Raw genomic sequence first — 11672 nt, 5'->3', positions numbered from 1 at the left:
GTAGCCGACAATGCGCCGCGAAGGTGAGTCGCCGCCCGGCGACGGTGAACGCGCCTACCAGTGGCGGGGGTAGCGGCGGTGGCGCGCCAGGTTGTTGACCAGGATGGCGACCAGCAGCATCACCGCGCAGCCGAGCCCCACCGGCACCAGCGGGAAGGCCCAGCCCAGGGCGTGGACCTCGGGGCCGCCGATCACCGCGATCAGCGCCGCGGCCGCACCGGGAGGATGTACGGTCTGGGTCAGCTGCATCGCCAGCACCGCCAGCGACACCGCCAGGGCGACGGCCAGCGCCGTGGCGCCGAGCAACTGGAAGCAGGCCACCCCGATCAGCGCCGACAGCACGCTGCCCAGCAGCACGTTGCGGGGCTGGGCGAAGGGGCTCTCGGGGGCGGCATAGATCAGCACCGAGGTGGCGCCGAAGGAGCCGACGATCAACAGGTGTTGGGCCAGCCACTGTTCGCCGAGCCAGGTCACGGCGCTCATGCCGACGAAGGCCCCGAGCCAGGACCAGCCGGCGTCGCGCCAGTCGACGTCGCTGCGGCGATAGCGGTTGCCGCGCATCTTGTTGAAATAGGTCTTCATGGTCGCCATCGTGCACAAAAAAGGTGCAATATGGTGTCAGGATGCACCCAGAAGGTAAAGACAAGGGGCGAGGTCACCAGGGGTATCGCCGCTAACTCCATCGTTCGGGCTGATCCGGCGACAGGTCCCGGAGCGCCGGACCGCCGAGGGGCGCTATGACCCCCTCCTTGGGCGCTACTTTGGCCCTGCAGCGCTCTCGCATCCTGCGCCGCTAGCAGGACCGGGGCTGGCCGTCCTTGGCAGCCCGTTCGGCGGAATCCGCCTCACCCATGGCCAAAAACCCCCTCGACGACCCGTTCCCGGCGCCCTCGCCATGGCCAACGGCGATAGCCAGAGTAGGGTCACCAGAGCCCCAGGTGCTGGGTGAGGATGGTGGTGCCGATGCCGATCAGCACCACCCCGCCGAGCACTTCGGCCCGCTGGCCGATCAGCACGCCGAGACGATGGCCCAGCATCACGCCGAGGGTCGCCATCAGGGTGGTGGCGGCGCCGATCGCCAGGGCGGTCAACAGGATATTGGCCTCCATGAAGGCCAGGCCGATGCCCACGGTGAGGGCGTCGATGCTGGTGATCACCGCGGTGGCGGCGATCAGCCACCAGGCGTGGCGACCCGGGGTGGCGGCGGGGGCCTCGTGATCCTCCTTCGGGGTGGCCAGGCCGGCGAAGATCATGCGCACCCCCAGGGCCAGCAGGAGGCCGAACACCACCCAGTGATCCCAGGAGGCGATATGGTGAGCCGCGCCGATGCCCAGGGCCCAGCCGAGCAGTGGCGTCAGGCCCTCGACGATGCCGAAGATCAGGCCGGTGCGCAGGGCCTCGCGGAAACGCGGGTGCTCGACCGCCGCCCCCTTGCTGACGGCCGCGGCAAAGGCATCGGTGGACATCGAGAAGGCGAGCAGGGTGGTGGAAAGCAGGGTCATGGGCGTCACGCGTAGTGGCCGGGCGATTTACCACGACGGCACGACGCGCCCGACCTTGGGCGTCGTACCGTCGATGGTCTCGCCAACCGGCGTGTCTGCGGGGCGTCGACATTCGCGACTCCCGGGACCTCGCCTTGGTGCACCTGCCACGGCATCTGGCCGACTATGTTGACAGGCGCTCTCGCACAAGCGGCGCGAGCCGGCTACTCCCCAACGAGGGTAGGGTGCTGGCCCGGGCGGCGATCGACTAGGTGATAGCCAGGCCCCATGACCAGAATGGCGTCAGCCTATCACCGATGGGCGATCGGCGCATCCCGGACGTCGCGGTGAGGCGCCCTGAGGTCGCTCATACCAGCTTGCTCTCGCGCAGGCGCTGGAGGTCGACCGGCGGCGCCCAGCTGTCGGCCGTGGCCGCGTCCCAGTAGTCGGCGAACACCGGGTGGCGGGCCGCGTTGCCGACCAGCAGGGCCTCGGGGGGCACCAGGTCGAAGAGGGTGGAGAAGTTGCGGACCTCGTGACGCGAGACCCGGCGGCTGATGTGCTCGGGCCCCAGCTGGCACGGGTGCGTCAGCCCGGCGGCACCCAGCATCTCCGCCAGGGCCTCGCGGGTACTGGCCTGGAAGCGCTCGACCCGCTCGGCCTTGAGCGGTACGTCGAGCCGGCTGCCGCGTAGCCGGTCCTGGGTGGCCACGCCGCTAGGGCAGCGATCGGAGTGGCAGCTGCGGGCCTGGATGCAGCCCAGCGAGAACATGAAGCCCCGCGCCGAGTTGCACCAGTCGGCCCCGAGCGCCAGGGTGCGGGCGACGTCGAAGGCGCTGATTACCTTGCCGGCGGCGCCGACGCGCACCCGCTCGCGCAGGCCGGCCCCGACCAGGGCGTTGTGCACCAGCAGCAGGGCGTCGGTGAGCGGCATGCCCAGCCGGTTGACGAACTCCAGGGGCGCGGCCCCGGTGCCGCCCTGGCCGCCGTCCACCACCACGAAGTCGGGGTGCTCGCCCACCTCGCGCATGGCCTTGACCAGGGCGAACCACTCCCAGGGGTGGCCGATGGCCAGCTTGATGCCCACCGGCTTGCCGCCCGCGAGCTCGCGCAGCCGGCAGATGAAGTCGATCAGCTCGCGGGGCGTGGTGAAGGCGCTGTGGGCCGCCGGCGAGACCACGTCCTGGCCTTCGGGCACGCCGCGGGTGGCGGCGATCTCGGCGGTGACCTTGGGGCCGGGCAGGATGCCGCCATGCCCCGGCTTGGCGCCCTGGGAGAGCTTGATCTCGATCATCTTGATCGCGTCGTCGGTGGCCTGCTCGGCGAAGCGCTCGGCGTCGAAGCGGCCCTCGGCGTCGCGGCAGCCGAAGTAGCCGGAGCCGATCTCCCACACCAGGTCGCCGCCGCGGCGGTGGTAGGGCGAGATGCCGCCCTCGCCGGTATCGTGGTAGAAGCCGCCGCGCCGGGCGCCCTCGTTGAGCGCGCCGATGGCGTTGGGCGACAGGGCGCCGAAGCTCATCGCCGAGATGTTCATCACGCTGACCGCGTAGGGCTTCGCTCGACCGGCGCCGACGGTCACCCGGAAGTCGGTGTCGTCGATCGTCACCGGCGCCAGGGAATGGTTCATCCACTCGTAGCCGGCTGCCTGCATGTCGCGCAGCGAACCGAACGGCTGCTTGTCGATGGTGCCCTTGGCGCGCCGGTAGACTAGGCCGCGCTGTTCCCGGGAGAAGGGCACCTCCTCGGTGTCGCGCTGGATGAAGTACTGGCGGATCTCGGGGCCGAAGGCTTCCAGCAGGTAGCGCAGGTGGGCGGTCACCGGGTAGTTGCGGCTGACCGTGTGACGGCGCTGAATGAGGTCATGGGTCCCCATGGCCACCAGTGCGGCGAACGCCAGGACCCCGAGCGCCCAGCGCCAGCCGGGGGCCAGGGCCAGGCCGACCAGGCAGGCGGCGAGCCCGAACAGGCCGAGCACGTAGACGAGAAAGCGGCGGGGCGGTCTGGGCATGTCGCACTCCATTGCGGCGGGGGAGGCGGCCATTGCATGCCCCGGGCGAGCGGCTGTCAATCGGCGGCGGGCGGTTCCGGGGCCTTAAGGTTCCCTTAAGCCTGGGAGGTCCAGTGTGGGGGTACCCCGGCGTGACGTGCCGGTGATGCCTGATACAGGAGCCAATCCCCATGTCTACCCTGACCACTCTTCCCGACCGCCTGCACACCCTCTCCGCGCACACGCCCATCGCCAAGCCGGTGGCGGCGCGCCTCTCGCCGGATAGCCCGGCGCTGACGGTGCTCACCGACTTCCAGCACGTCGCGCCGCTCAGCGTGCCGGCCGACGCCTCCATCGTCGATGCCCGCAAGCTCATGGAACACGGCGGGGTGCGCCTGCTGCTGGTGGTCGACGGCGACGGCGACTGCCTCGGCGTGCTGAATGCCCGGGACGTGATCGGCGGTCGTCGCACCACCCAGGCCATGCAGCGCAGCGGCATCGACCGCGAGGACGTGACCGCCCGCATGGTGCACACGCCCTGCGCCGAGCTGCGGGCGCTGTCGATGGAGCGCCTGGCGAGCCTGACGATCGGCCAGCTGGTGCGCGACCTGGAGGCCTTCGGCGATCAGCACCTGCTGGTCACCGAGACCGAGCGTCTCGGGCAGCGGCGCATCCGCGGCGTGGTTTCGGCGGCCGACATCGGCCGGGCGCTGGGCAGCGACATGACCGCGTTGCCGGAAGCGCGCAGCTTCTCCGACATCTGCCGCGTGGTGCTGGGCCACGAGCTGTGAGCGTCCGCCCGCGGCCTCGACCAAGGCCGCAGTGACAGACGAATGAGGTCGCGCGACGCTGGACGCCGGTGTCGACAAGGAGACAGTCCCCGTGAGCGTCGTCGCGACCTATGACCACATCATCGTGGGTGCCGGTACCGCCGGCTGCCTGCTCGCCAACCGCCTCAGCGCCGATCCCCGACGGCGGGTGCTGCTGATCGAGGCCGGGAGCCGCGATCGCTACCCCTGGATCCACATTCCCGTGGGGTATCTCTACTGCATCGACAACCCGCGCACCGACTGGCGCTTTCGCACCGAGCCGGCGCCGGGGCTCCATGGCCGCTCGCTGCTGTATCCCCGCGGCAAGACCCTGGGCGGCTGTTCGAGCATCAACGGCATGATCTACATGCGCGGCCAGGCCCGCGACTACGATCGCTGGGCCGATCTCACCGGCGACGACGCCTGGCGCTGGGAGAACTGCCTGCCCGACTTCATGCGTCACGAGGATCACTACCGGCTGGACCCCGGCGGCGACGCCGATGCCGCCCACCGCGACTTCCACGGCCACGGCGGCGAATGGCGGGTGGAACGCCAGCGCCTCAGGTGGCAGGTGCTGGACGACTTCGCCGAGGCCGCCGTCCAGGCGGGCATCCCGCGCACCGAGGACTTCAATCGCGGCAGCAACGAGGGCGTCGACTACTTCGAGGTCAACCAGCGTTCGGGCTGGCGCTGGAACACCGCCAAGGCCTTCCTGCGCGCCGCCGAGGAGCGCCCCAACCTGACCCTCTGGCATTCCAGCCAGGTGCAGCGGCTGACCTTCACGGCGGGAGAGGGCGCTCGGCCGCGCTGCAGCGGCGTGCGCGTCGTCCATGGCGGCGAGGCCGTCGCGGTGGCCGCGACCCGGGGCGTGGTGCTGTCCGCCGGTGCCATCGGTTCGCCGCAGCTGCTGCAGCTCTCCGGCATCGGCGCGGCCCGGGCGCTCGCCGAGCACGATATCCCGCTGGTCCACGAGTTGCCCGGGGTGGGGGAGAACCTCCAGGATCACCTGCAGATCCGCGCCGTCTATCGCGTCGCCGGCGCCAGGACCCTCAATACCCTGGCCGGGACCTGGGCCGGCAAGGCGCGCATCGGGCTCGAGTACCTGCTGAAACGCTCGGGCCCCATGAGCATGGCGCCCTCCCAGCTCGGCGCCTTCGCGCGCAGCTCGCCGGATCGCGCGCACCCCAACCTGGAGTACCACGTCCAGCCGCTGAGCCTGGAGGCCTTCGGCCAGCCGCTTCACGACTTTCCGGCGATCACCGCCAGCGTGTGCAATCTCAATCCCACCAGCCGCGGCACGGTGCGCCTGGCCTCGCGGGATCCGGCCGCGGCGCCGCGCATCGCGCCCAACTATCTGGACACCGACGAGGACCGGCGGGTCGCCGCGGACTCCCTGCGCCTGACGCGGCGCATCGCCGCCCAGCCGGCCTTCGCTCGCTACGCGCCCGAGGAGGTCAAGCCCGGCGTCCAGTTCCAGAGCGACGAGGACCTGGCGCGGCTGGCCGGCGAGATCGGCACCACCATCTTTCACCCGGTGGGCACCACCGCCATGGGCCGCGACGACGATCCCCAGGCGGTGGTCGACTCGCATCTCAGGGTGCGCGGCGTGGATGGCCTGCGGGTGGTGGATGCCGGCGTCATGCCCTCCATCACCAGCGGCAACACCAACTCGCCGACCCTGATGATCGCCGAGAAGGCCGCCGCCTGGCTGCTCGAGGAAACGTAACAGGCTTGTCATGGGAGACAAATAGTGTTTGACCTGCGCCTCGCCAAGGCGCATCCTGCTGGCAGTAGGTTGGCAAGTCGCACATCGCAAGTGGTCATCGAAGGCTTGAAAGCGTCGGTCGCCCGGTGAACGTTTCTTGTTTACCCACTGCAACTCGGGTATTCCCCGGCTACATCATCACGCTATTCGAGGCATTCGAAACATGGCTACCGGTACCGTCAAGTGGTTCAACGACACCAAAGGCTACGGCTTCATCTCTCCGGACGACAACGGTGACGACCTGTTCGCTCACTTCTCCGAGATCCAGGCAGACGGCTTCAAGTCCCTGCAGGACGGCCAGAAGGTCTCCTTCGACGTCACCCAGGGCAAGAAAGGCCTGCAGGCGTCCAACATCAAGGTCATCGACTAAGCGTCGAGATCTGATGGGCGCTACCCGAGGGTAGCGCGACCCAGGGCCCGCTTCGGCGGGCCCTGTGCGTTGTGGGCCCGGCTCATACGCTGTCCCTTTCACCTTGCCCTCAGCGCCTTTCACCTCATCTCCTTCTTATCCCTTTTCCTTCTACATCCATTTCCACAAATAACTTTCAGGAATATCTGCGGGCCGTCACAATGGGACGTTTTCTCGTTTCGTTCGTGAGTTGCTCATGTCTGTGGATGCCTGGCTGACGATCGCCGTGGTGGTGGCCGTCTTCACCCTGATGGGGATGACGCGGATCGGTACCGACATGATCCTGCTCGGCGCCGTGATCCTGCTGCTGAGCCTGGGCGTCATCGACCCGGACCAGGCCCTCGGGGGCTTTTCCAACAGCGGCCTGTTCACCGTGGCCTTCATGTACGTGCTGGTGGCCAGCATCCGCGAGACCGGCGGCATCGACCTGATCATCCGCTATGTGCTGGGCCGGCCCGGCAGCGAGGCCGGGGCCCAGTGTCGCCTGTTGCTGCCGGTGGCCGCCATCAGCGGCTTCCTCAACAACACCCCGGTGGTGGCCACCTACATTCCCGCGGTACTCAGCTGGAGCCGGCGCCTGGGAATGCCGGCCTCGCGTTTCCTGATGCCGCTGAGCTTCGCCTCCATCCTCGGCGGCACCGTGTCGCTGCTCGGCACCAGCACCAACCTGGTGGTCAACGGCCTGCTGATCGAGCGTTACCCGTCGCTGGCCATGGGGCTCTTCGACATCGCCTGGGTCGGGGTGCCGGTGGCGGTGGTCGGCGTCGCCTACCTGCTGGTGGTGGGGCGCCACCTGCTCGCCCAGCGTGGCAGCGCCACCCAGGTGTTCGAGAACCCCCGCGAGTTCACCATCGAGATGGAGGTCGACCCGGAGGGGCCGATGGTCGACAAGACCGTCGAGGAGGCCGGCCTGCGCCACCTGCAGGAGCTGTTCCTGGTCGAGATCGAGCGTGGCGGCAACGTGGTCAGCGTGGTGGGGCCCGGCGAGAAGCTCAAGGGCAACGATCGACTGGTGTTCGCCGGAACCTCGGCGGCGGCCGTGGAGCTGCAGCAGATCCGCGGCCTGATGCCCTCCCACCAGGGCGAGTCGAGCCTGGAGAAGGACTTCAAGGAGCGCCGCCTGGTCGAGGCGGTGGTCTCGGACCAGTGCCAGTTCATCGGCCAGCGCATCCGCGAGGGGCACTTCCGCACCCTCTACGGGGCCGCGGTGCTGGCGGTGTGCCGCGGCGGCGAACGGGTCGCCGGCAACCTGGGCCAGATTCGCCTGCAGCCGGCGGACGTGCTGCTGCTCGAGGCGCGGCCGCCGTTCATCGAGCGCCACCGCCAGTCGCGGGACTTCCTGCTGATCAGCCAGGTCAACGGGGCGGCGCGTCCCAATCACGAGAAGGCCTGGCTGGCCTGGAGCATCCTGCTCGGCGTGGTGCTGCTGGCCACCTTCGGCGTGATGAGCATGCTCAATGCTGCCATGCTCGGGGCGGCGGCCTCGGTGATCAGCGGCTGCTGCACGGTGGGCGCCGCCAAGCGCGGCCTGGATACCCGAGTGCTGCTGACCATCGCCGCGTCCTTCGGCCTGGGCGCGGCGCTGGAGAGCTCCGGCGCCGCAGCGAGCCTCGCCACCGCCGGCCTGGCCTATGTCGACGGCAGCCCCTGGCTGCTGCTGGTCGGCGTCTACCTGATGGTGGCGCTGCTCACCGCCCTGGTCACCAACAACGCCGCGGCGGTGATCACCTTTCCCATCGTCACCGCCGCCGCCGAGAGCCTGGCGGTGAGCGTCATGCCCTACGTGGTGGCGGTGATGTTCGCCGCCTCGGCCAGCTTCCTGACCCCGATCGGCTATCAGACCAACCTGATGGTCTATGGCCCCGGCGGCTATCACCTCAAGGATTACCTGCGCGTGGGCGGGCCGCTGAACCTGCTGACCGCGGCGGTGGCGCTGGGGCTGATTCCCTTTTTCTGGCCCTTCTGATGCCACTCGCCGAAGCGGTCGCTTTGCGCTAGGGTGTCAGCTTTTGTGCTGGAGACGAGCCATGAGCGCACCCGACGAGCTGATCATCGAGCCCCGCAGCGGACGGAGCGCCGATGCCTGCGTGTTCATCCTCCACGGCCTGGGCGCCGACGGACACGACTTCGAGCCGCTGGTGCCGGCCCTGGGGCTGCCCGAGGCGCTTGATGTCCGCTTCATCCTGCCTCATGCGCCGCGCCTGCCGGTGACCATCAACGGCGGCATGGTGATGCCGGCCTGGTACGACATCGAGGAGATGAGCCTCGACCGTCGGGTCGACGAGGCTCAGCTCAAGGCCTCCGCCGAGCGCATCCAGGGCCTGGTTCGCGAGCAGGTCGCGCTGGGCATTCCCGCCGAGCGGATCATCCTGGCCGGTTTTTCCCAGGGCGGGGCCGTGGCCTACGAGGCCGCGCTGACCTTCCCCGAGCGCCTGGGTGGGCTGCTGGCCATGTCCACCTACCTGGCCACCGTCGACAGCCTGGAAGCCGCCGAGGCCAATCGCGGCCTGCCCGTCGAGATCCATCACGGCAATCTCGATCCGGTGGTGCCCGAGGCGCTGGGTCTGGCCGCCCGCGACCGCCTCGAGGCCATGGGCTACCCGGTCCACTATCGCCAGTACCCCATGGCCCACGCGGTCTGCCCCGAGCAGGTGGCCGACATCGGTCGCTGGCTCGCCGAGCGGCTGAGCCGCTGAGCCGACGCTGGCCCCTGTCGCGCCACGCACGCGGGGCGCCAGTCCGACGGGCGCGGCGGTGGCTGGCCTCGTCGGCGGCAACTGGGGCAGGATAGGGCGGTGTGATCCACACCGACGAGGAGGAGCCGATGACACTCTCCGAAGATTTCCGATTGCCCGTGGCCTGTCCCAACTGCGGCAGCCACCGGATGCGGGTCTCCAGCGTGAAGAACCCCGACGACCAGGTGCATTGTGCCTCCTGCCAGCGCTTCGTCTGCCTCTACCATGAGGCACAGACGGTGCTGCGCAAGGGCCCCGGCAGCGACAGCGAGGCGCTGATCGAGAAGGCGATCAACCGCGGCGCCTGAGGTTGCCTATGAGGTGGCCTATAGGTCGGCGCTGGCTGCCAGCGCTTCGTCTGGCACTCCACGCGACCATGAGGCGCAGAGGGTGTTGCGCAAGGGCCCCGGCAGCGACGGCGAGGCGCTGATCGAGAAGCCGATCAACCGCGGCGCCTGAGGTGGCCTATAGGTCGGCGCTGGCTGCCAGCGCTTCGTCTGGCACTCCACGCGACCATGAGGCGCAGAGGGTGTTGAGCAAGGGCCCCGGCAGCGACGGCGAGGCGCTGATCGAGAAGGCGATCAACCGCGGCGCCTGAGGTGGCCTATAGGCCGGCGCTGGCTGTCAGCGCTTCGTCTGGCACTCCACGCGACCATGAGGCGCAGACGGTGCTGCGCAAGGGCCCCGGCAGCGACGGCGAGGCGCTGATCGAGAAGGTGATCAACCGCGGCGCCTGAGGTGGCCTATAGGCCGGCGCTGGCTGCCAGCGCTTCGTCTGGCACTCCACGCGACCATGAGGCGCAGAGGGTGTTGCGCAAGGGCGCCGGCAGCGACGGCGAGGCGCCGATCGAGTAGGCGATCAACCGCGGCGCCTGAGCAATCCCTGTGCACTTCGTCCGCACCATGAACGGGCCGGCGCCCCTCGGCGCCGGCCCGTGTAGTGTCAGGAGCGGGAAGTGGGGATGGATCAGAGCAGTTCCTCGCCGGCCAGCGCCAGGCGCGAGCGCTCCACGCTCTTCAGGGTGACGTGGCCGGCGTGGGGCCAGTCGCGGAAGCGTTGCACCACCGCCGCCATGCCGCAGGTGTTGGCGGTGAGGTAGGGGGTGTCGATCTGCCCCACGTTGCCCAGGCACACGATCTTGGTATTGCGCCCGGCGCGGGTGAGCAGCGACTTGAGCTGCTTGGGCGTGAAGTTCTGGGCCTCGTCGATGATCAGGAAGGTGTCGTTCAAGGTGCGGCCGCGCATGAAGCCCGGGGCGCGAATCTGCACCCGAGAGCCGAGCAGCTGGCGAGTGGCCTCCTGGTTCCAGGCGGTGCTGCCGTCGTGTTCGTCGCGCAGCAGGTTATCCATGTTGTCGTGGAAGGCGCCCATCCAGGGCGACATCTTCTCTTCCTCGGTGCCGGGCAGGTAGCCGATATCCTCGCTCATCGAGATCGGCGCCCGGGTGAAGACGATGCGCTCGAAGCGCTTGGCGTCCAGGGTCTGCTGGAAGGCGGCGGCGAGCGTCATGAAGGTCTTGCCGGTGCCGGCGCTGCCGGCGATGGTGACCAGGTCAATGTCGTCGTCCATCAGCAGGTTCAGGGTGAAGTTCTGCCGGCTGTCATGGGCGTGTACCCCCCATACGCTGGCGCCGTGCCGATAGTTGGTGAGCAGCTCGAGGTGGGCGTGTTTCGGCCCGAGGTCGCGGATCACCGCCTCGAAGCTGGCCTCGTCGTCGCTGTCGGAGACCAGCATGCCCAGATGCCAGTCGCCCGGGATCTCGCCGGTGAGGCGATAGACCACCCGGCGGTCCTCGCGATCGACCTTCACCTCGACCTTGAGGGTTTCCCACAGGCCGCTGCCGTCATGGCCTGCCTCGGGATAGACGCGGGCGCCGCCGAGCATGGCGTCGCTGTCGTCGAAGGCGCGATCGGTGAGGTAGTCCTCCACCGGCACGCTCAGGGCCGCGGCCTTGACCCGCAGGTTGATGTCCTTGGTGACGAGGATCACCGAGGCGTCGGGGCGCTCGTCGCGCAGCCGGCAGGTCTCGGCCAGCAGGCGGTTGTCGGGGCTGTCCTCCAGGTGTTCCGGGGTCTTGAGATCGTCGTAGCAGAGCAGCCGCAGCCGCCCCTCGGGGCCGGTGAGGCGCGGGATGGGAATGCCGTCGCGGATCTGGCCGAGATCGACGTTGGTGGTGAGGTCCGAGAGGGTCCGGCTGACCTGCCGGGCGGTGCGGGCGATCTCGCGGATGCCGTTCTTGTGCTTGTCGAGCTCCTCGAGCACGGTCATGGGGATCACCACTTCGTGCTCATCGAACTGATAGAGGGCGGCGGGGTCGTGGATCAGGACGTTGGTGTCCAGCACGTAAAGCCGGGTGGCTTTCTTGTCGATGCGTACCATCGGCGCAGCTCTCCTGATAGTCACCGGATCGACGTCAAAGATGACGCCTCGATGTCGACACTGTCAGCGCGGGGTGTCAGTTCCGTGACAGGCGCGACGTGCAGGG

The 11672-nt window shown here is 69.1% G+C and carries 11 protein-coding genes; 7 read left to right on the top strand and 4 right to left on the bottom strand.

Going from position 1 to position 11672, the window contains the following annotated elements:
* Positions 1–54 precede the first annotated feature (54 nt).
* The 3 genes from ACXAFN_RS01955 to ACXAFN_RS01945 all read right to left on the bottom strand — a co-directional run bounded on the left by ACXAFN_RS01955 (position 55) and on the right by ACXAFN_RS01945 (position 3489).
* The gene (locus ACXAFN_RS01955; protein WP_474985721.1) at positions 55–582 is read right to left on the bottom strand and encodes an HPP family protein; all 528 of its coding nucleotides are present in this window, start codon (positions 580–582) and stop codon (positions 55–57) included.
* Between the two features lie 341 nt (positions 583–923).
* Complete coding sequence (gene mntP / locus ACXAFN_RS01950) at positions 924–1502, bottom strand: manganese efflux pump MntP (RefSeq protein ID WP_474985719.1); 579 nt, start codon at positions 1500–1502, stop codon at positions 924–926.
* Positions 1503–1848: 346 nt separating this feature from the next.
* Positions 1849–3489, bottom strand: coding sequence for an FMN-binding glutamate synthase family protein (locus ACXAFN_RS01945; RefSeq protein ID WP_474985717.1), 1641 nt, complete (start codon positions 3487–3489; stop codon positions 1849–1851).
* A gap of 170 nt (positions 3490–3659) precedes the next feature.
* Between ACXAFN_RS01945 and ACXAFN_RS01940 the strand changes: the two genes are divergently transcribed.
* From ACXAFN_RS01940 to ACXAFN_RS01910, 7 genes are all read left to right on the top strand, one after another.
* Positions 3660–4259 (top strand): CBS domain-containing protein, encoded by a 600-nt coding sequence (locus ACXAFN_RS01940; protein ID WP_474985715.1) that lies wholly within the window; start codon positions 3660–3662, stop codon positions 4257–4259.
* Positions 4260–4350: 91 nt separating this feature from the next.
* A complete protein-coding gene (locus tag ACXAFN_RS01935) occupies positions 4351–6003 on the top strand; it encodes a GMC family oxidoreductase (RefSeq protein WP_474985713.1) in 1653 nt (550 codons plus the stop codon).
* A gap of 202 nt (positions 6004–6205) precedes the next feature.
* Positions 6206–6412 carry a cold-shock protein gene (locus tag ACXAFN_RS01930; protein ID WP_183388258.1) on the top strand — a complete coding sequence of 69 codons (207 nt, stop codon included), beginning with the start codon at positions 6206–6208 and terminating at the stop codon, positions 6410–6412.
* A gap of 235 nt (positions 6413–6647) precedes the next feature.
* Entirely contained in the window at positions 6648–8417 is a 1770-nt protein-coding gene (locus tag ACXAFN_RS01925) for an SLC13 family permease (RefSeq protein WP_474985711.1), read from the top strand.
* 61 nt (positions 8418–8478) lie between these two features.
* Positions 8479–9147, top strand: coding sequence for an alpha/beta hydrolase (locus ACXAFN_RS01920; protein WP_474985709.1), 669 nt, complete (start codon positions 8479–8481; stop codon positions 9145–9147).
* Between the two features lie 128 nt (positions 9148–9275).
* On the top strand, positions 9276–9494 hold the full coding sequence (locus tag ACXAFN_RS01915; protein WP_474985707.1) for a hypothetical protein: 219 nt from the start codon (positions 9276–9278) through the stop codon (positions 9492–9494).
* A 291-nt stretch (positions 9495–9785) separates the two neighbouring features.
* On the top strand, positions 9786–9923 hold the full coding sequence (locus ACXAFN_RS01910) for a hypothetical protein (RefSeq protein WP_474985705.1): 138 nt from the start codon (positions 9786–9788) through the stop codon (positions 9921–9923).
* 230 nt (positions 9924–10153) lie between these two features.
* On the opposite strand, the gene ACXAFN_RS01905 is transcribed toward ACXAFN_RS01910, so the two are convergent.
* Positions 10154–11566: a PhoH family protein gene (locus ACXAFN_RS01905; protein ID WP_474985703.1), complete on the bottom strand. Its 1413-nt coding sequence runs from the start codon at positions 11564–11566 to the stop codon at positions 10154–10156.
* Between the last annotated feature and the right edge of the window lie 106 nt (positions 11567–11672).

It is taken from the genome of Halomonas sp. ABH4_019, from assembly GCF_056159885.1.
Note: the sequence above shows the minus strand (reverse complement) of the source record. Positions and strands in the feature narration are given on the sequence as shown.

Coding starts and splice junctions, on each gene's coding strand:
- ACXAFN_RS01940 (WP_474985715.1), top strand. CDS start 3,660: ATGTCTACCCTGACCACTCTTCCCGACCGCCTGCACACCCTCTCCGCG.
- ACXAFN_RS01930 (WP_183388258.1), top strand. CDS start 6,206: ATGGCTACCGGTACCGTCAAGTGGTTCAACGACACCAAAGGCTACGGC.
- ACXAFN_RS01915 (WP_474985707.1), top strand. CDS start 9,276: ATGACACTCTCCGAAGATTTCCGATTGCCCGTGGCCTGTCCCAACTGC.
- mntP (WP_474985719.1), bottom strand. CDS start 1,502: ATGACCCTGCTTTCCACCACCCTGCTCGCCTTCTCGATGTCCACCGAT.
- ACXAFN_RS01920 (WP_474985709.1), top strand. CDS start 8,479: ATGAGCGCACCCGACGAGCTGATCATCGAGCCCCGCAGCGGACGGAGC.
- ACXAFN_RS01925 (WP_474985711.1), top strand. CDS start 6,648: ATGTCTGTGGATGCCTGGCTGACGATCGCCGTGGTGGTGGCCGTCTTC.
- ACXAFN_RS01945 (WP_474985717.1), bottom strand. CDS start 3,489: ATGCCCAGACCGCCCCGCCGCTTTCTCGTCTACGTGCTCGGCCTGTTC.
- ACXAFN_RS01955 (WP_474985721.1), bottom strand. CDS start 582: ATGAAGACCTATTTCAACAAGATGCGCGGCAACCGCTATCGCCGCAGC.
- ACXAFN_RS01905 (WP_474985703.1), bottom strand. CDS start 11,566: ATGGTACGCATCGACAAGAAAGCCACCCGGCTTTACGTGCTGGACACC.